This window comes from Comamonas sp. Y33R10-2, assembly GCF_019355935.1.
Taxonomy (GTDB): Bacteria; Pseudomonadota; Gammaproteobacteria; order Burkholderiales; family Burkholderiaceae_C; genus Comamonas.
Map to the genome: position 1 here is coordinate 2907056 of NZ_CP079925.1, position 19482 is coordinate 2926537.

Annotated in this window: 11 protein-coding genes and 2 tRNA genes; 12 read left to right on the top strand and 1 reads right to left on the bottom strand. The window is 58.0% G+C overall.

What is annotated here, in order from left to right; genetic code table 11:
• Nucleotides 1-35 precede the first annotated feature (35 nt).
• From KUF54_RS13005 to recD, 10 genes are all read left to right on the top strand, one after another.
• Nucleotides 36-596 (top strand): DUF4390 domain-containing protein, encoded by a 561-nt coding sequence (locus KUF54_RS13005; RefSeq protein ID WP_255576448.1) that lies wholly within the window; start codon nucleotides 36-38, stop codon nucleotides 594-596.
• Nucleotides 596-2923, top strand: a complete 2328-nt coding sequence (locus tag KUF54_RS13010; protein WP_219343224.1) for an ATP-binding protein — start codon at nucleotides 596-598, stop codon at nucleotides 2921-2923. The genes KUF54_RS13005 and KUF54_RS13010 overlap by 1 nt, the downstream gene beginning before the upstream one ends.
• A 40-nt stretch (nucleotides 2924-2963) precedes the next feature.
• On the top strand, nucleotides 2964-3629 hold the full coding sequence (locus KUF54_RS13015) for a response regulator (RefSeq protein WP_219343225.1): 666 nt from the start codon (nucleotides 2964-2966) through the stop codon (nucleotides 3627-3629).
• Nucleotides 3630-3711: 82 nt separating this feature from the next.
• Nucleotides 3712-3787: transfer RNA gene (locus tag KUF54_RS13020), tRNA-Phe, on the top strand.
• A 167-nt stretch (nucleotides 3788-3954) separates the two neighbouring features.
• Nucleotides 3955-4030: transfer RNA gene (locus KUF54_RS13025), tRNA-Phe, on the top strand.
• A 153-nt stretch (nucleotides 4031-4183) separates the two neighbouring features.
• Nucleotides 4184-5893, top strand: coding sequence for a site-specific integrase (locus KUF54_RS13030; RefSeq protein ID WP_219343226.1), 1710 nt, complete (start codon nucleotides 4184-4186; stop codon nucleotides 5891-5893).
• 58 nt (nucleotides 5894-5951) lie between these two features.
• Nucleotides 5952-6344 carry a hypothetical protein gene (locus KUF54_RS13035; protein WP_219343227.1) on the top strand — a complete coding sequence of 131 codons (393 nt, stop codon included), beginning with the start codon at nucleotides 5952-5954 and terminating at the stop codon, nucleotides 6342-6344.
• Nucleotides 6345-7502: 1158 nt separating this feature from the next.
• Nucleotides 7503-11051, top strand: a complete 3549-nt coding sequence (recC, locus tag KUF54_RS13040; RefSeq protein WP_219343228.1) for an exodeoxyribonuclease V subunit gamma — start codon at nucleotides 7503-7505, stop codon at nucleotides 11049-11051.
• The gene (gene recB, locus KUF54_RS13045; protein ID WP_219343229.1) at nucleotides 11048-14896 is read left to right on the top strand and encodes an exodeoxyribonuclease V subunit beta; all 3849 of its coding nucleotides are present in this window, start codon (nucleotides 11048-11050) and stop codon (nucleotides 14894-14896) included. Before recC ends, recB begins: the two co-directional genes overlap by 4 nt.
• Nucleotides 14893-16977, top strand: a complete 2085-nt coding sequence (recD, locus tag KUF54_RS13050) for an exodeoxyribonuclease V subunit alpha (protein ID WP_219343230.1) — start codon at nucleotides 14893-14895, stop codon at nucleotides 16975-16977. Before recB ends, recD begins: the two co-directional genes overlap by 4 nt.
• A gap of 117 nt (nucleotides 16978-17094) precedes the next feature.
• On the opposite strand, the gene KUF54_RS13055 is transcribed toward recD, so the two are convergent.
• Entirely contained in the window at nucleotides 17095-17754 is a 660-nt protein-coding gene (locus KUF54_RS13055) for a glutathione S-transferase family protein (protein ID WP_219343231.1), read from the bottom strand.
• 140 nt (nucleotides 17755-17894) lie between these two features.
• Between KUF54_RS13055 and KUF54_RS13060 the strand changes: the two genes are divergently transcribed.
• Both KUF54_RS13060 and KUF54_RS13065 read left to right on the top strand, forming a co-directional pair.
• Entirely contained in the window at nucleotides 17895-18416 is a 522-nt protein-coding gene (locus KUF54_RS13060) for a copper chaperone PCu(A)C (protein WP_219343232.1), read from the top strand.
• Between the two features lie 125 nt (nucleotides 18417-18541).
• Nucleotides 18542-19474, top strand: a complete 933-nt coding sequence (locus KUF54_RS13065) for a PhaM family polyhydroxyalkanoate granule multifunctional regulatory protein (protein WP_219343233.1) — start codon at nucleotides 18542-18544, stop codon at nucleotides 19472-19474.
• The last annotated feature ends 8 nt before the right edge of the window (nucleotides 19475-19482 follow it).

A 19482-nucleotide genomic window follows, 5' to 3' on the forward strand; every position in this document is an offset into this window, starting at 1 on the left:
TGGTGCGTGCCTTTTTTGGAGTCGCCATAGCAGCGATGCTGCTATGCGCTAACCTAAATCAGGCGCATGCCGATACGGCGCCCCCAGATATCAGCTCGATGCAGGTTTTCCGCACGGATGAAGGCGTCTTTGTCTCTGCCAACTTGCAGTTTGAGTTACCCGGCCAAGTCGAAGATGCCCTGCGCCAAGGCATACCCATGTATTTTGTCGCTGATGCCGTGGTGCAGCGTGAGCGCTGGTATTGGTCTGATGAGCAACTGGGCGCGGCCACAAGGTATTTCCGCATCACGCATCAGCCGCTCACGCGCCGCTGGCGCTTGCATATTTCAAGCACCTCATTTACCAGTTCGGGTTCGGGATTGGCGCTGGGCCAGACCTATGAACAATTAGAAGACGCTGTGGCTGCCATTCAGCGCATTTACCGGTGGAAGATTTTGGAGCCTGCACAACTGAGTGCTAGCTCGGGCGCTTCGGTGCAACTGCGCTTTCGTGTTGATATTTCTTCTTTGCCAAGGCCTTTGCAGATTGGTGCCTTAGGCCGATCAGGCTGGAACTTGCAGCTCTCGCGCACGCAGATATTGGAGGCTGCGCCCTGATGGTTGAGTTTCAGCATTTGGACGTCGAAGGCAGCAGCGCCGCATCGATGGGGCGCTGGTCACGCACAACACGCTGGGCTGTGGTGCTGGGCGGGGTTTTGATGGCCGTTGTCGGCATCTTGCTGCTGTTCTTGCTGACCATGGCAACCAACAATCGCTTGGCTTACGAGCGCAATTACAACTGGTTGTTTGCTGCCAATGTGGTGGTGGCCGGGTTGCTGGTGCTGGTGCTACTTTGGGGTGGCCTGCGACTGGTACTGCGGCTTAAGCGTGGGCGCTTTGGCAGCAGGCTGCTGCTTAAGTTGGCGGGTATTTTCATGCTGGTGGGTTTGCTGCCGGGCTTGCTGATTTATGTGGTGTCGTATCAGTTCGTCTCCCGCTCCATCGAGAGCTGGTTTGACGTCAAAGTTGAAGGTGCGTTGTCTGCGGGCGTGAGTCTTGCCAGTTCCACATTGGATACGGTAGCCAATGACATGGCTAATAACACCCGCACCGCGGGTATGCAGCTTTCCCAAACCTCAGATGCCGGCGCAGCCTTAATGCTGGAGCGCATTCGTGACCAAATTGGTGCGACAGATGTGGTGCTCTGGAATGCATCAGGCAAAGCCATTGCCAGTGCTGGGCAGTCGCAATTTAGCTTGGCACCCGAGCGCCCAAGTCCACAGCAATTGCGCAGCCTGCGTGAGCAAAGCGGCCAGCGTGCAGTTGCTAGCATTGAAGGCTTGGACGATGCTGCAGATGTGCCAGCAGATAAAGCGCAAATCAGCGCTCAAGTCCGTACGCTGGTCTTGGTGCCCCGCTCCACAGTCAATCTTCTGGATGAAACGCGCTATTTGCAGGCTTTGATACCCTTGCCTGAGGCATTGGTTGTGAATGCTTTGGCCGTTCAAGCGGCGAATCGTGAGTATCAAGAGCGAGCGCTTGCTCGCGTGGGTTTGCAGCGCATGTATATCGGCACACTCACGCTGGCGCTGTTCCTTGCCGTATTTGGGGCCGTGGTGCTGGCCGTGGTGCTGGGTAATCAGTTGGCCAAGCCTTTGCTGCTACTGGCCCAAGGTATGCGCGATGTGGCGCGTGGTGATTTGCGCCCTAAACCCGCGCTTCAAACTCACGATGAGATTGGCGGCCTGACGCGCTCTTTTGCCGCCATGACGCAGCAACTGTCGGATGCGCGCTCTGATGCCAATCGTAATCTTTTTCAGCTTGAAGCCGCACGAAGCAATCTGCAGACCATTTTGGACAACCTCACGTCGGGCGTCATCGTGCTCGATAAAAACTGGCACATCGTGCTGAGCAACCCCGGCGCCACGCGAATTTTGCGCGCACCTATGGCTGTGTTTCAGGGCAAGCGCTTAGGCGACGTCTCTGGGCTGCAAGACTTTGCCCGCGTGGTGCAGGTGCAGTTTGATATCTTTTTGGGTGATGCTTCTGGAGAGCAAGGCCGCGATCGCTGGCAGCAGGTCTATGAGCTTGATGGCGGTAGCGGTCATGGTGATGTAGAGCAAAACAGCACCAGTCTGGTCATGCGCGGAGCAGAGCTGCCTGAAAACCAGCGCCTGCTGGTGTTTGACGATATTTCTGAGATTGTCTCCGCCCAGCGTGCGCAGGCTTGGGGTGAAGTGGCTCGCCGTGTGGCCCATGAAATCAAGAACCCGTTGACTCCTATTCAGCTGTCTGCAGAGCGCATGGCCATGAAGCTCACAGACAAGCTCCAGCCCACAGAGCAGGCCTTGCTGACCAAGTCGGTCAAAACCATCGTCGATCAGGTCGCTGCCATGAAGCGCCTCGTCGATGAATTTCGCGACTATGCACGTTTGCCCGCCGCCAATCTTCAAGCCCTCGATTTGAATGCGTTGGTGACAGATGTCTTGCAGCTTTATGGCGAAGAGAATGCCGCCGTGCGCGTAGACGTCTTTTTGGACGAGACTTGCCCATTAATTCAAGGCGACAGCCAGCAATTGCGCCAAGTCATCCACAATCTTTTGCAAAATGCACAAGACGCGACGGCACAGAGAGCCCAAGAAACAGGGCAGACTCCCGGCTCAGTCACAATTGAGACGCGCTGGAACGAGAGCGCTCAACGCGTGCGCTTGAGCATCAGCGACAGTGGCACAGGTTTTGCTCCTAATATTTTGAAAAAAGCATTTGAGCCCTATGTCACTACCAAAGCTCGGGGAACGGGTCTTGGCTTGGCCGTCGTCAAGAAAATTGCAGATGAGCACGGCGCAAGAGTAGACCTGGGTAACCGTGAAGAAGACGGGGTAGTGCAAGGCGCGCGAGTGTCGCTATCATTTGTACCCAACGATCGTATGGAGGCGGCAGCTTGATTGCCCCTCCTAACAATGCACAGCAATAGGCTTTAGACACATGGCAAACATACTGGTGGTCGACGACGAACTGGGGATCCGGGATTTGTTGTCGGAAATCCTCAACGACGAAGGTCATAGTGTGGACGTGGCAGAAAACGCCACGCAGGCACGCATTGCTAGAGCAAGCAATAACTACGATCTGGTTTTGCTTGATATCTGGATGCCCGACACGGACGGCGTCACCTTGTTGAAAGAGTGGGCGGGCGCAGGCCAGCTCACGATGCCCGTCATCATGATGAGTGGCCACGCCACCATCGAAACAGCCGTTGAAGCAACGCGCATCGGCGCACTCTCCTTCCTCGAAAAGCCCATCACCATGCAAAAGCTGCTCAAAGCAGTGGAGCAGGGCTTGGCGCGCAGCACGGCAAACCAAAATGCAGAGGCTGCGTCTGCAGCCAGCAACGGGGTGGCTGCTTCGGCAGCAGTCAGCATTACTGCCAAGGCCGCCGAAGATAATTTGCCGAACTCTCACCAAGGCTTTGATCTAGACCGCCCGCTGCGCGAAGCACGTGATGGTTTTGAAAAAGCGTACTTTGAATTTCACTTGGCGCGCGAGGGCGGCTCTATGACTCGAGTGGCCGAGAAGACGGGTCTTGAGCGCACCCACCTTTATCGCAAGCTGAGACAGCTGGGCGTAGACCTAGGGCGTAACCGCCGCGGATAATTTTCAGAAAATTCGCCAATTTCATTTTGAGGTCGAAAACTGTGCATATAATTGCAGCTTCGGTACTCGCGATTTCTGAAAAGGCCTGGTAGCTCAGTCGGTAGAGCAGAGGATTGAAAATCCTTGTGTCGGCGGTTCGATTCCGTCCCGGGCCACCAAATTTAAACCCCTAGATTAGAAATAATCTAGGGGTTTTCTGTTTTGTCCTCTCTGGTGTTCAATCCACTGAACTGTCTGACGAGTCAGAGTCTGGATAAGTAAATTTGAGGCTGAAAATATGCCTATAATTGCAGGCTTAGCAGAGTTCATCTGCTGAAATCAAAAAGGCCTGGTAGCTCAGTCGGTAGAGCAGAGGATTGAAAATCCTTGTGTCGGCGGTTCGATTCCGTCCCGGGCCACCAAGATGACTAAGCCCTTGATTCTTAAATGAATCAGGGGCTTCTTTCATTCCTATCTGCATGTTGTATGCCTGATTTGGTACACCAGACAGGTACACCATGGCATCTATGCTTCATAGAATCGAAGGTCGTTCACTTCCCCGAAGGCGATCCTTCATGGCGCAGCCCGTCAAGACCTCAAGTGGTATCTATCAACTACGTCGCAAAGTTCCAAAAGAGCTAGTGGTTGTGTTGGGGCGGGAGTACAAGAAGACCTTGAACACCCGTGATCCAAGCGAGGCAAAGGAGAGATTTGCTGAGGAGTGGGGCAACTCAGAAAGAGCGTTTGCTTTGGCGCGTGCCCAAGTGCAGGGTGCAGAGGTGCTTAACGCCCGGGATATACAACAATTAGCAGCACGGTGGTTTAGGGGTGAGCAAGCAAGGCTGGAAGCGAGTGGGGCGTTTGATACCATGCTTGTACCCAGTCAGACGGTAGGATGGGGAGTGGGTGAGCATAGTGAAGCCCATCTCGAACGTGTAACCATTCAAACAGCCCTAGATGACGGCTATTTAGACGAAGTCGACCTAGATCGCATAGCCGACTCAAGCGTTAGCGAAGCACTCAAAGAGCATCACATTCGGGGACTAGGGACGCCGGAAGTCAAAGAGCGTTTGAGGACAGCCTTTCGTGAGCATTGGATTCGTCTGTCTGACTTCGCTGAGCGTCGATATGAAGGAGACTGGCTGGCTCAGACTCAGGTTTTAGAACATGAACCTTTGTCCATAGAGCAGAGCCGTAAGCCCTTGGAGCAGAAGCCGCGTTTACTCGACTTGTTCACAACGTACAGTGAAGAGAAGCTTCTCAATGATGGTGACACGCCAGGTGTTCGCAAGACGTTGACAACATTCAAGGCTGCTTCTAAGCAGTTCATTGAGTTGTGCGGTGATCTGACTCTGGAGCAGATTGATAGGGCTAAGATCAAAGAGTACAGAGCATTGCTGGTGCAGCTTCCCGTTAAGGGAAATGGTATCCGAGGGCTGTCTGCATTGCGGCAAATTGAGTTGGCCGACAGCAAAGACTTGCCCCGGATTTCTGCTGCTACTGTGCGCAATAAGTTGCGTGCATTGTCGGCGGTGCTGAGCCATGGAGTCCTTGCGGGAAGGATTACAGAGAACCCTGTAATCGCTGGCGGCACGGGGCGTGCAGCGGCAAAGAGGGCTGAAAGTCGATCTAGCACCTCGCAGGTAAAACACTATTCACAAGAAGAACTGAGGCGGATTTTTAGCAGCCCAATCTTCACAAGCGGATGGGAGCCTCCGCGTGCGAATTTTGGCGGAGCTTGGTCTTGGATGCCCCTGCTGATGTACTACACCGGAGCGCGGCGTGAGGAGCTGGCGCAGCTTGCGGCGAAAGATGTATTGATGCATGGCGAGCTGCCTTGTTTGAACATTCTTTCATCACCAGAGGACGATGCAGGCAGGAGTGTTAAGACAGCAGGAAGTCGGCGGGTGATACCCATCCATCCCGATTTAGTTAAGCGTGGCTTTCTTGAGTACGCGCTCAGCATGTCCAAGAATGGACAACTCTTCCCACTACTTGAGCGAGATGCTGCGGGCTTCTATGGGGCTAACTTTGGCAAACGATGGGCCGAGTACTTGCGAAAGGTAGTTGCGTTGAAGAGCAGCGCCAGCCCTTCGCATGGGTTCCGCCATACCTTTAAGACGTTATGCCGAGAGGCTGAAATTGCTGAGGATGTGCATGATGCAATTACAGGCCATGCAGGTGGTAACTCAGTGGCTAGAGATTACGGAACGATGCCATTAGAGCGTATGGCAAAAGAGTTGCATAAGTTTCCTGCTATTGATGACATCCTAGAAAGAGGATAGGTGTTTGTTATAGACGATATTAATATCTATACTCGATAATTAATAAAAGGAGGAGACTATGGGGTTCTTATCGAACTTTCGGCTTGCCAGCAGAATGAGTATGGCAACGCAATGTGTGCTGAAGGTAATAGAGGGTGAGCCTATTTTCGGGGGGAATCCGAAAGCTACAGCAGAGAAGTTAGTGATTGCGGTTGTAGGGGGGCAAAGGGTTGCTGATTTTAAAGATATGCCTAATACATGGCTTCTTGCTGGCGCTGCATTGGCGAATGGTGTTATCTTTTATGACAAGCAACCTTCCAAGAAGCCATTAGCTGATGCTTTATTTCAAGCACTACAGACGCTGAGCATGATAGATGCTTATCGCCAAGCATTGAGTCTGGGGGTGCAAGGAGGAGTCAATTCGGCACTGGCAGATCTAATCTTTTTGATTTATGAACGAGTCGAAAGCTAGGAGTCATCTGCTGATGATGGTTTCGCACGACGCTCTATATAACTAAAAGTTGTAAGTCTTATAACCTGCTGTCTTTGCTATGCGTGAAGAGTATTCTAGGAGTGTTCCTAGGAGTATTACTAGAAAAGTACCTATATACATATTCTAGGAGAGTTACTAGATATATACCTATAGAAGACTATAGAAGAGTTCCCTAAGTACATACCTAAGAGAACCCTAAGCTATGTACCTAAGAACTAACCTAAGCATCTGCCAAAGCGTATCCCTAAGCTATTACTTAAGCATAGTTCTGGGTGCATCCTAGGATGCCTCGTAGTAACTCCCTAAGCATAAGTGTGGAGTCTTGACCGGGATTTTTGCCGGGAGTGTGTGGGGTATCACTAGGAAGCTTGTGTGTACGTAGGAGTGAAGTGTGAACTAAAAGGGGTAAGCCTCCCTGCGTGCGCTCCTTGCCGCTTTGGATTGCTTCCTATGAATCTGTGAGGGCGTTGCACTGGATCGCCTCAGCGCCGTTCTGCGCTCTTTCCGCTCATCACTTGGTATTGCTATATATTTCCCAAAAAAAACGCGCTGCAGACCCTCTGAGTGGCCTTCCTGGGTCTTCCTTTATTCCATTGCTGGGCGGTGTTCCATCCAGCTTGGAGCCTTCCTAGCGCGACGAACCCGGACGCTAGCCGAGAAAGCCTTTAGCCTTACAACCTGAGAGCGAACCCGGGCCATTCCAGAGCCTTCCTGAGTCGTGCGATATGCGGGCTTAGAAGGGCTGGCATAGGCGGAGCCGATATCCTGCCACCTCGGGATTCTGTGCAACTAACGCCCCGGGTACGGGGGCTCCAAGCAAGACTTGGATAGGAGGTGGAGGGTCATAAATTTACAGATTAAATTTGACTCCCGCTGCGTTGTGTAAGGAGTCCTAGAAGGTACATCGCAGTGGTACACTCAAGCAGATTGAATTTCTTAAAACGTAAGCTAAATCAAAGGGCTACGGCATTGCGGAGTGTGTCGGCGGTTCGATTCCGTCCCGGGCCACCAAATACAAAGCCCTAGATCAGCAATGATCTAGGGCTTTTCTTATTTCTGTTTTGAATTTTTGGCTGTCTAGGGATGCGCTGCGCTTAGCTGTGAGCCGTTAAGCTAGCTCTTTTTACAGGAGTTGGCGTGGCAGCACAGCAGCAATCGGCAAATCACTGGAAACCGGGTTTGATCGCCCTGCATGGCAACCAAACTGAGGCATTGGCCGATACCGTGCTGGCCTGGCTGGCCGCCCACCCGCTGCAGGCGCTGGAGCCTGAAATCGTGCTGGTGCAAAGCAACGGCATGGCCGAGTGGTTCAAGATGCGCATGGCCCAAGAGCAGGGCGTGTGCGCTGCTGCGCAGGTGGAGTTGCCCGCACGCTTTATGTGGCGTAGTTATCGGCAGATTTTGGGTAAGCACGAAGTACCCCGCGAATCGCCGCTGGACAAAACGCCCATGATCTGGCGGCTGATGCGCCTGCTGCCACTGTGTTTGGAAGAGCTTGAGTTCGCTCCAATCGCCAATTTTCTGCGCCCCGGCGAGCCGCAGCGCCTGCTGCAACTGGCCGAAAAACTGGCCGACCTGTTTGACCAGTACCAGATTTACCGCGCCGACTGGCTGGCCGCCTGGGAGCAGGGCGACAACGTGCTGCGCACCCCCGGCCGCCCCGATGTACTTGTGCCAGAAGGCCAGATGTGGCAGCCCCTGCTGTGGCGCAAGGTGCTGGCCGAGCTCGATGAGGGCGAGCGCGCCGCCACCCGCCCGGCTTTGCTGGCGCGGATTTTGGAGGCACTGCAAAGCGGCCAGCCGCCGGTCACGCCGCTGGCGCGCCGGGTGGTGGTGTTTGGCATGAGCCAGATGCCGCTGTCGCTGATGCAATTTTTGAGCGGCATTGCCCAGCACAGTCAGGTGCTGATTGCCGTGCCCAACCCCTGCCGTTTTCACTGGGCCGATGCGATTGACGGACGCGAGCTGCTGCGCCAGCAGCGCCGCCGCCATGCCAATAAGGGTGGGCAAGACTTGGCGCAAATTTCGCTCGAAGCCATGCACGCCCACGCCCACCCGCTGCTGGCCGCATGGGGTCGCCAAAGCCGCGACTATGTGCGCCAGCTGGATGCCTTTGACACCACCAGCGACACCGCCGCGCAATGGAACTGGTCGCGCGTGGATGTGTATGACGAGGCCGATGCGAATGATCTGGCCGATGCACCGCTGCTGGTACAGGTCCAGCAGCGCATCCGCGATCTGGTGCCGATAGCCGAGCACCCGCCGCTGCACATTGCACAGGCCGACCAGTCCATCGTCTTTCACCAGACCCACGGTCTGGTGCGCGAGCTGGAAGTGCTGCACGACCAATTGCTGCACTGGCTGGCCCAGCCCGCCGCGCCGGGGCAGTCCGCGCTGGTACCGCGCGATGTGGTGGTCATGCTGCCCTCGATTGAAGAGGCCGCACCCGCTATTCGCGCCGTGTTTGGCCAGTACGGTCGCCACGATGCGCGCCATATTCCGTTTGACATTGCCGACGTGGGCGCACGCGCCAGCAGCCCGCTGGTGACAGCGCTGCAATGGCTGCTGAAGCTGCCCCAGCAGCGCTGCCGCTTGAGTGAGCTGTGCGACTTGCTGGACGTGCCCGCCGTGGCTGCCCGCGTGGGCTTGGCGGCTGACGACCTGCCTCAGCTCACGCACTGGATGGCGGGTGCGGGCATTCGCTGGGGGCTTAATCACGCGCAGCGCGCACAGCTGGGTCTGGCGGCTTGCGGTGACCCCAACAGCGCTTGGTTTGGCCTGCGTCGCATGCTGTTGGGTTACGCCAGCGGCCCAGCGCTTGGTATGGATGGTGAAGCCGGCGTGCAGACCTTTGCAGGTATGGAACCGTATGACGAAGTGGGCGGCCTGAGCGCTGAATTAGCGGGTTCGTTAGCAAGCTTGCTGGCGCGCATGCTGCAGTGGTGGCAAGTGGCAGGCGATGCCGCAGCGCCGGATGTGTGGGCGCAGCGCTTTCGTGCGCTGCTCGATGATTTCTTTGTCGCGCAGACCGATGAGGATGAAGCGCTGGTGGCCGCGCTGGATACGGCCTTGGTCAGCTGGCAAACGGCCTGCGAGCAAGCCGAGTTTGATGCAGCCATTCCGCTGGAAGTAGCGCAAGAAGCGTGGTTACAGGCATTGTCAGAGCCCGCACTCAACCAGCGTTTTCGCGCTGGCGGGGTGACGTTTTGCACGCTGATGCCCATGCGCGCCATTCCGTTCGAAGTGGTTTGCCTGCTGGGCATGAACGACGGTGACTACCCGCGCCGCGCCATGCGAGTGGACTTTGACCTGATGGCGCAACCCGGCCAGCAGCGCCCCGGCGATCGCGCCCGCCGTGATGATGATCGTCAGCTGATGCTTGATGCGCTGCTGTCCGCCCGCCGTCGGCTCTACATCAGCTGGGCAGGTCGCCATGTGCGTGACAACAGCGAGCAGCCGCCTTCGGTGCTGGTCTCGCAGCTGCGCGACTATCTGGCGCAGGGTTGGCAGGGTGAAGGCGGTGGTGATTTGCTCGCACAGCGCACCCAGCAGCACCCGCTGCAGCCTTTTAGTCGGCGCTATTTTGAGCAAGCTTCGGGCCTCTCCACCTTCGCCCGCGAATGGCATGGCGCCCATGCGCACAGCGCGGCGCGGGCCGTGCCTGCTGTGGCTGCGTTCGAGCCCGACCCCGAAGTGCCGCTGACACTGGCGCGGCTCACGGATTTTTTGCGCAACCCTGCCCGCAGCTTTTTGCGCAATCGCTTGCTGGTGCGCTTTGAGCAAGAGGACGAGGTGGTGGAAGACGATGAGCTGTTCAGTGTCGATGGTCTGACGGCTTACAGTTTGATTGCGCAACTGCAGCAGGGTGTGCGCACGCAGCTGAGCCAAAGTACGGCGCTTGATGTCACTGCGCAAGTACGCCGGCAAGTGCAGCGCTTGGGCCGAGCTGGCGTGCTGCCGTTGGCGGGGCTGGGTCAGCGTGAGGCGGATGCCTTGCAAGCCCAAACCACGCCATCGCTGCTGGCTTGGCAGCAAAAAATGCAGCAGTGGCCAAAGGCCGCGCCGCGAGAACGTTTGAGGCTGGAGCAAGGCGTTCTGGTGCTCGATGACTGGATGGATGGCCTGCAAGAGCGCCAAGCAGACGTGGCCAGTGCCGATAGTGAAATGTACGCCCGCTGCTGGCTGGCGCTGGAGCCGCGCACGCTGTTAAACAAAAAAGGCGAACTGCAGGCCGCCAAGCTGCTGCCCGTGTATGTGCGTAGCCTGGCGCTATCAGCCTCTGGCCATGACACCTTGATGTGTGTTGTTGCTCGCGATGTCATCGTCTGGGCGCAGCCGCTGGAAGTGGATGAGGCGCGCAATCGTTTGTTGGCATTGATGAACTTGTGGCTGCAAGGCCAGAACGAGCCGCTGCCGCTGCCCTTAAAAAGCGCTATGGAGGCGGGCAAGGACGAATTGCTGGCAGCCACACAAGCCTATGAAGGTGGTTACATGATGACCGGCGAATGCCAAGACCCCAGCTGGGCGCGCTGCTACCCGGGCTGGCAAGAGTTGACGGCAGATTTGCGTTTTCATGGGCTGGCCAAATCCACTTATGGCCCGCTGCATGAATGGTTGAAGAACCACGTACAGATGGAGGCATTGCTGCCCGCTGATACGACTGAACAAGAAGGAGAGCAGGCATGAGCGCGTCCGTCGTGTCCGTCGAGATGCAGCCAGCGGCCAGCGGCCATGTACTGCAGCCACTTCATTTTCCGCTCTGGGGCTCGCGCCTGATTGAAGCCAGTGCGGGGACTGGCAAGACATGGACGATTGCCGCGATCTACCTGCGGCTGGTGCTGGGCCACGGTAATGCAGACGGTTTTAACAAGCCACTGATGCCGTCCGATATTTTGGTGATGACTTTCACCCGTGCTGCCACGCGTGAGTTGTCTGACCGCATTCGCGCCCGCTTGATTGAAGCGGTGCAGTGCTTTCGCGGCGAGGCTGAACCGGCGGCGCACGACAGCTTTTTGCGTGACTTGCGCGATGCCTACCCTGAAGGCAAAGAGCGCGACACTGCTGCATGGCGCCTCGACATGGCTGCGCAGTGCATGGACGATGCCGCCATTCACACCATCGACGCGTGGTGCCAGCGCATGTTGCGTGAACATGCGTTTGACAGCGGGAATCTGTTTAATGAAGTGCTTGAAGCTGACGAAAGCCAGCGCCAAACCGAGGCTGCGCAAGACTATTGGCGCCAGCAGTGCTACCCGCTGTCGGGCGAGGTGTTAGAGGCTGCGCTGAACGTCTGGCCCGATGTGCATGCGCTGGTTAAAGACATGCAGGCACTGCTGCGCGAAAACGTTGCTGCTGGGGCGGGCGTGGGCACGCTGGCCGACTGCATTGCGCAGACGCAAGCCCAGCGCTCGCAAACGCTGCAAGATTTAGCGGCAGGTTGGGTAAGCAAAGCCGAGCGCCTGCTGCACTGGGTTGAGGCTGAGCTAGATGGGCGCGGTGCACTGTGGGACAAACGCAAGCTGCAAGCGCGCTACTACACGGCGTGGTTTGCCAGCATTGGTGCGTGGGCGCAAGACCCTCTTAATACCGCGTTGGCGTTGACCGATTCCGCCCGCAAACGCCTGTGCCCGGAAGGCATGGCTGAAGCCTTCAAGGGCTCGACCATGGACTTGCTGCTGCCCACTGAATTTGCTGAGCTAGAGCAATTGTTGCTGGCACTGGATGCGCTGCCATCGCCCAGCACGGCACTGCGATTGCACGCCGCTGTGCATGTGCAGCAGCGCCTGTTGTGGATTAAGCGCCAAGCTGGCACCTTTGGTTTTGCGGACATGCTGCAGCGGCTGGATGCGGCACTGGCAGGCGACAACGGCCCCGCCCTGCGCGCCACCATCTTGGCCCAGTACCCGGTGGCGCTGATTGATGAGTTTCAAGACACATCGCCGCTGCAATACCGCTTGTTTGACCAGATTTATGACACGCAGGCCAATAGTGCGGACAGCGCACTGCTGCTGATTGGCGACCCCAAGCAATCCATCTACGGCTTTCGCGGCGCGGACATTTACAGCTACCTGCAAGCGCGCCAAGCTACCGAGGGGCGGCACTATGTGCTGGATACCAACTTCCGCTCCACACAGGCGCTGGTTGATGCTGTGAATCAGTGGTTTGTGCATGCCGAAGCACGGGATGGGGAAGGCGCTTTTCGCTTTCGCGCAGGCGATGAGAACCCGCTGCCGTTTGATGCCGTCAAAGCCAATGGTCGTCGTGAGCAGCTGGTGCAAGGCAGCCAGCCCATGGCCGCGTTGACCATTACATGGGATGAAGGCGCGCAAGAACAAGAACCTAAAGAGCCGCTGAGCAACGACTACATTCGCCGCCGGGGCGCAGAGTTTTGCGCCAGCCAAATCGTGCAGTGGCTGATGGATGAGCGCACAGGTTTTGCCCAAGAAGGTACGCCGCTGCAGCGCATGCGCCCTGCCGATATTGCCGTGCTGGTACGCACCGGCAAAGAAGCTGCGGCGGTGCGCCGTGCGCTTGCCAAGCGCAATGTGGCGTCGGTTTATTTGTCTGACCAAGATTCGGTATTTTCTAGCTCTGAGGCACAAGACCTATTGCTGTGGCTGCGCGCCGTGGCCACGCCGCTGGATGGTCTGGCAGCCCGCGCCGGTGTTGCCACGCAGATGATGGGTTTGTCGTTTGATGAGCTGGCTTGGCTGGCCAGCGATGATGAGGCTTTTGACGTGCGCAGTGAGCAATTGAAAGAGCTGCACAGCATTTGGTTGCGGCTGGGTGTGCTGGCCATGCTGCGCCAGACCTTGTACCGCTTTGAGCTGCCCGCGCGCTGGCTGCAAGACATGGGCGGCGAGCGGCGCTTGACCAACTACCTGCACCTGGCCGAGCTGCTGCAAAGCGCCAGCGCTCAGCTCGAAGGCGAGCAGGCTTTGATCCGCTGGCTGGCCACGCAAATCGAGACGCCGGGTGCGACAGGCGATGCACAGATCGTGCGTTTGGAGTCGGATGCCGATCTGGTCAAAGTCGTCACCGTGCACAAGAGCAAGGGGCTGGAATATCCCATGGTCTGCCTGCCATTTGGCGGCAGCTTCCGGCCGGTGGATGGCAAGGCGGCGTACCTGTCGCTGCCCGTGCTGCTGGATGGCGAGCCAGCGCGTGAACTGGTACTGGAGTACGGCAAAACGCAGCTGGCGCAGGCCGATAAAGAGCGCCTGCGCGAAGATCTGCGCTTGCTGTACGTGGCGCTGACCCGAGCGCGCCATGCGCTGTGGATGGGGCTCGCCCCCATGAAGCGCGGCAGCAGCAAAAATTGTGTGAACGAACAGGGCGCAGCGGGCTATCTGCTTGCAGGAGATGCTTCGCACTCTGTAGCAGGCTGGCGTGCCAGTGTGCAGCAATTGAGCGAAAGTGGCACGTCGATTGCCGTGGTCGATTTGCCGGCCGACCTGCCCGTGCCCACGCGCTATGTGCCGGCGCAAGAGCTGCCCGCTTTGGTGGCCGCTCCCGTGTACAACGCGCAGTTTGACCGCCGTTGGGGCATTGGCAGCTTCTCGTCGCTAACCCGCGCCATGGCTGCGCCCAGCTTGCCGGTGTTGGCCGTGGCTGCGCAAAACCCGGCTGCCGATGAGCGCGCTTTTCAGGTTGCTAACGTGGGCGATGGCAGTCTGGATTTGAGCGCGATTCACGATGTCATGACCGCCATGCCTTTAACCATCAGCGCGGCAGGCACCCGCAGCGATGCCGCGGTGTGGCACCGCTTTATGCGCGGCCCCGTGGTGGGCAATTTTCTGCACGACCAAATGGAGTGGTTGGCAGCTGAAGGCTTTGCGCTGCAAGCTGTGGATGACCCCGAGGTGAGCGAGCCGCTAGCTGCCCGCTTGCAGCGCCGCTGTGAACGTGCCGGTCGCAAAGATCAAGCCGCAGATACCTTGCAGTGGCTGCGCGCTGCGGTGCACCAGCCGCTGGCGCCCATGGGCGTATCACTGGCGCAGATGGGAAAGAGTGAAGGCCAAGGCGATGCGCTGCTGCCCGAGATGGAGTTTTGGCTGCCCGCGCAGCGCCTGTCCGCCCAGCGCATTGACGCCCTGTGCCGCCAGCACATCTTGCCCGGCCAGCCGCGTCCCACCATACCTGAGCGTGAGCTGCACGGCATGTTGATGGGCTTTGCCGATTTGGTCTTTAGCCACGGCGGGCGCTACTGGGTGCTGGATTACAAAACCAACTATCTGGGCAATGACGCTGCGGCCTACACACCGCAAGCGCTAGAAGTCGCCATGCTGGAGCACCGCTACGACGTGCAAGCTGCGCTGTACCTGCTGGCGCTGCACCGCTTGCTGCAAAGCCGACTGGGTGATGGCTATGAGCCCGCCCAGCATCTGGGTGGGGCGCTCTACTTTTTCATGCGCGGGCTGGATGGCGAAGCCGCGGGCATGCATGTGCTGGCGCCGCCGCTGGCCCTTCTCGATGGCTTGAATGCTTTGCTCAGCGAAGAGGCGTTACACACTGAGGAGGTGCTGCCATGAAGGGCCGCCGCAAAGCCGATCTGCAAACGCTGGACTTGTTTGCCACGGCACAAGCTTCGGCGACGACTGAAGATGTCACCACCCTCAGCAGCCCCAATTTGCTCGCCGCGTTGGAGCGCTTGGCCGATGCAGGCCTGCTGCGCCGACTGGACAGCGCTTTGGCCGCCTTTGTGGCCGAGCAAGATACAGATGCCGAGCCAGCGCTGTTGGTTGCGACCGCTGTGCTGGCCCAGATGGAAGGGCGCGGCCACAGCTGCTTGCCATTAACTGTGCTGGCGAAGAGCCCGAATGAAATCCTTGCGTGGCCCAAAGAAGCCAACAATTTGCAGCTATCACTGTGGGAGCAGTTGCCGCGCCAATTGAGCGATTGGCTGCAGGCTTTGCGCCGCAGCCCAGTGGTGAGGGTGGTTGCGCATGGAGCGGAGTTTGTAGATCAAGGGCAGCCGCTGGTGCTGCTCGACGGCCCTGCGCCTTTGCTCTACTTGCGCCGCTATTGGGACTATGAACGAAACGTTGCCGCGCACATTGCACAGCGCACCGCAGCTGATTCTGCAGCGCTTGATGAGCCTAAAGTGCGCGACTGGTTGGCGCGCTTGTTTACCTCGCCAGCAGCAGCGCTGGACTGGCAAAAACTGGCCTGTGCGCTGGCGCTGCGAGGCCGCCTGTCCGTCATCACTGGTGGGCCGGGGACCGGTAAAACCTATACCGCTGCGCGTTTGCTGGCGCTGCTGTTTGCTACCGCGCCTGATGCAGCGCAGCTGCGCGTGGCGCTGGCCGCGCCCACAGGCAAGGCGGCGGCGCGGCTCAAGCAATCTATCGATACCTCGCTGCTGGAGTTAACGCCAGCGGTGGGCAGCGACTTGGATTTGCAAGCGCTGGTCAAGCGCATGGGCGCGGCGCGCACGCTGCACTCGCTGCTGGGCGCGCGGCCCGATACCCGGCGCTTTGCCCACCATGCGGGTAACCCGCTGGATGTGGACGTGCTCATCGTCGATGAGGCATCCATGATCCACCTGGAGATGATGTCCGCGCTGCTGCAGGCATTGCCGTCCACAGCGCGATTGATTTTGCTGGGCGATAAAGACCAGCTTGCCTCTGTCGAAGCCGGTGCCGTGCTGGGCGACCTGTGCCGCGATGCGCAGCAAGGCCAATACACGAGCGAGACTTCGGCGTATATAGAGCGCGTGACAGGGCAGGCATTGCCTGCCCACTTCATGGCGCAGGGCCGTGCCTTGCCGCTGGCGCAAAGCACCGTCATGCTGCGTGAGAGTCGGCGCTTTAGCGGCCCCATCGGCCGTTTGGCGTTGGCGGTGAATGCGGGCGATGCACCAGAAGCAGCGGCGCTGCTGCATGTGCATACCGCGTCTGGCCTGAACGCTGAACTTTGGGCGCGTGAAGGTGGAACAGTCGACGCCGTGGTGCGCAGCGCCGTGCAAGGCCGTGGCAACGCCGCAAGCTATGCACTGTATGCCCAAGAATTGGCGCAAGGCCGAGGTCAGCGCTTTGCAGATGAGGGCGCGCACAAGGATTGGGTCAAAGCAGTGCTTACCGCCTTTGACCGCTACCGCCTGCTGTGCGCCGTGCGCGAAGGCGAATGGGGCGTGGCTGGCTTGAACCGTGCCGTAGAGGCTGCGCTGCACCAAAGCGGCGCCATTCGCAAAGATGGCGAGTGGTACATGGGCCGCCCTGTGATGGTTACGCGAAACGATGCGCAACTGGGCGTATTCAACGGCGACATCGGCATGGCCCTGCCCAGCTTCGCCGAACCGGCTCGGCTGCGCGTGTACTTTTTGCAAGGCGACACCTTGCACCACGTCAGCACAGCACGCTTGGCGCATGTTGAAACCGCTTTTGCGCTGACGGTGCATAAGAGTCAAGGCTCGGAGTTTGAGCACACGGCGCTGGTGCTGTCCAAACAAGGCGGCAGCGTGCTCAGCCGCGAGCTGGTGTACACCGGCATCACGCGGGCACGCAAGGCGTTTTCTTTATGGTCGGAGGTGCCGGGTTTGCTCGGATCGGCGATGGGCAGCCCTACGCAGCGCAGCAGTGGGTTGTTGGGGTTTTTGGAGGGCGGTGAGTAGAGGTTTGATTGTGTTTGCGTTGCGTGCCTGATATGCGTGCAGGCACGCGTAAAAGGGTAAAGAAACCAGATAGTTTCTTTACCCCCTTAATAGCTGTACGCGCTTGATTTCGAGCACTCAGGTCGCTGCTTTGGCTTGCATGCGCGCCATCAACTCCACCATATTCGCCTTGCGATCCGCGTTGACTTTCTGCACTGTGGGGCGCTCGGCCATGCGGGTCAGATAGTCGCGTACGGGCAGCTCGCCCAGCAGATCGGTGCCGCCCATGATCTTGCTGGCGTTGCTGATGAGCGGAAGGTGAACGATCGCGCTGCAGTCGGCCAAGGTGAATGTGTCGCCTGCTATAAACGGCGCGTCAAAGTGGGCTAGTTTTGCAAAAGCGGCAATGTTTTTGCTCAACTGTTCCAGCGTTTTGTCACGTGCTGCATCACTGATCTTGCCGCCGAAGAAAGCCTGTGGGTAGAGGTTGCGGGCAACCAGCTCCAGATGCAGGTTCAGGTACACGCACAGCTCGCGCACCTTGGCTGCGGCGAAGGGGTCTGCGGGCAGCAAGGGCACGGTGGATGAAAGCGTTTCCACATATTCCATCATGGCGTCAGATTCGCTGATAGCGCCATGCTGGGTGCGCAGATAAGGAACCTTGCCTAGCGGTGATTCGGCGGGGTTTGTTTTACCCAGCCAGACAAGTTCTTCGGCGAAAGGAATTTGCTTTTCCATCAAGGCCAGCTTGACCTTGTTGTAATAGTTACTGCCAGAGAAGCCGCAGAGAGTCAGCATTTTTTCGCCTTATGAGGGTTGTGATTGCGCTCTCATCGTAGCGCTAAGGGGCGCTTTATTGCGTCACCAACTCGATAGCGACTCGCCTTCTACAATGGCTTTAGCCTGATTTGATCTTGAATGCGAATGGAGAGAGTTTCATGAATATGCGTCGTTTTACCCTGCTGAGCCTGAGCTCCCTAGTGGGCTCGTTGATGATTTCTGGCGCGGCTTTGGCGCATGCCGATAGCGCACATGTCAAGGCTGAAAACGCATGGGCGAGGGCTAGCGTGCAGGGGCAGCAGGCCTCGGGTGCGTTCATGCGCTTGACGGCGGCTGAACCGCTGAAGTTGGTGGGGATTGAAAGCTCTGCCGCTGCAGTCGCTGAGGTGCACGAGATGAAGATGGATGGCGATGTGATGCGCATGCGCGCTATTGAGGCGTTGGATTTGCCCAAGGGCGTGGCCGTGGATTTGAAACCGGGCGGTTATCACCTAATGCTGCAGCAGTTGAAGGCGCCGCTGCTCAAAGATACGCAAGTTCCCATCACGCTGATTTTTAAAGATGCTAAGGGGGTTGAGTCTCGCCTGAACTTGCAAGTCCCGGTGCAAATGTCGGCTCCTGCCAGTGCGGGAAAGGCTGATGGGCACTCGCATCAAGGCCATGGTGGTCATCAGCACTAAGGCTTGAAGCATGGGCGTGAGGCTGCTCCTTTGTTTGCAGCAAACAGTGCAAGTGCAGTAAGCTAGTTCAGTATTCAGCGTTCGTGAATACGGAGACTGGTCCCTATCCTGCAGTGGAGAGCACTATGAGCGGCGATGCATCGGCATTTGGTTTTGGCAAGTTCATTCCTGGTTTTGACTTTCTGCAGGGGCTAGCGCAAAGCGCGGGCACTGCGACTAACCCCATGGGCAGCGTGCCAAAGTGGGTGGCGCCCACGGTGAGCGTGGAAGAGATCGATAAGCGCATTGCCGAGCTCAAAGCCGTGCAGTTTTGGCTAGAGCAAAACGGCCGCGCGCTCAACGCCACGATTCAGGCGCTGGAAGTGCAGCGCATGACGCTCTCGACTCTCAAAGACATGAACGTCAGCATGAGTGAGCTGGCCAAGTCTTTCCCATTTCCCGGTGCCGCCGCAGTTGCTGAAACGCACAAAGCGGCAAGTGCTGCTAGCCACGGCGGCTGGCCCATGTGGGGCGCGGCTGCGAAGGCAGAGTCAGAACCTGTGCAAGAACCAGCCCCTCAACCCGCCGCCAAGGTGGAGCCTGAGCCTGAGCCTGAGCCTGAGCCAGAACCGCAGGCCGAAAACAAAGTGCACAGCGCTGATCAGCCTGCCAGCGGCCAGACTGAACAAGCTTCTCAGGCTGCGCTGGGCCAAGCCATGCAATGGTGGGGGGCGTTGACCCAACAGTTCCAGCAGATCGCCGCCAAGGCGATGGCCGAGCCTGTGGCGCCGCAGGCTATGGCTGCCGCCCAGCAAGCAGGCGAGACTGTCAAATCCGCCATGGAAAAGGTGATGCAGCAGGCCAGCCAATTGGGTGCTGGCGTTGCAGTCGGTAAAGCGGCTAAACCTTCAGCGGATGAATTGAAAAAACCGGCACCCAAAGCTGCACCGCGTAAAACAGCGGCGGCAAAAAAGACAGTAACGACTGCCGCAAAAAAACCCAGCAAGGCAGACGCGCCTAAAAGCGTAGCCGCTAAAAAACCGGCATCTAAAACATCTGCATCAGTGCGTAAAACTTGAGTAGTTTC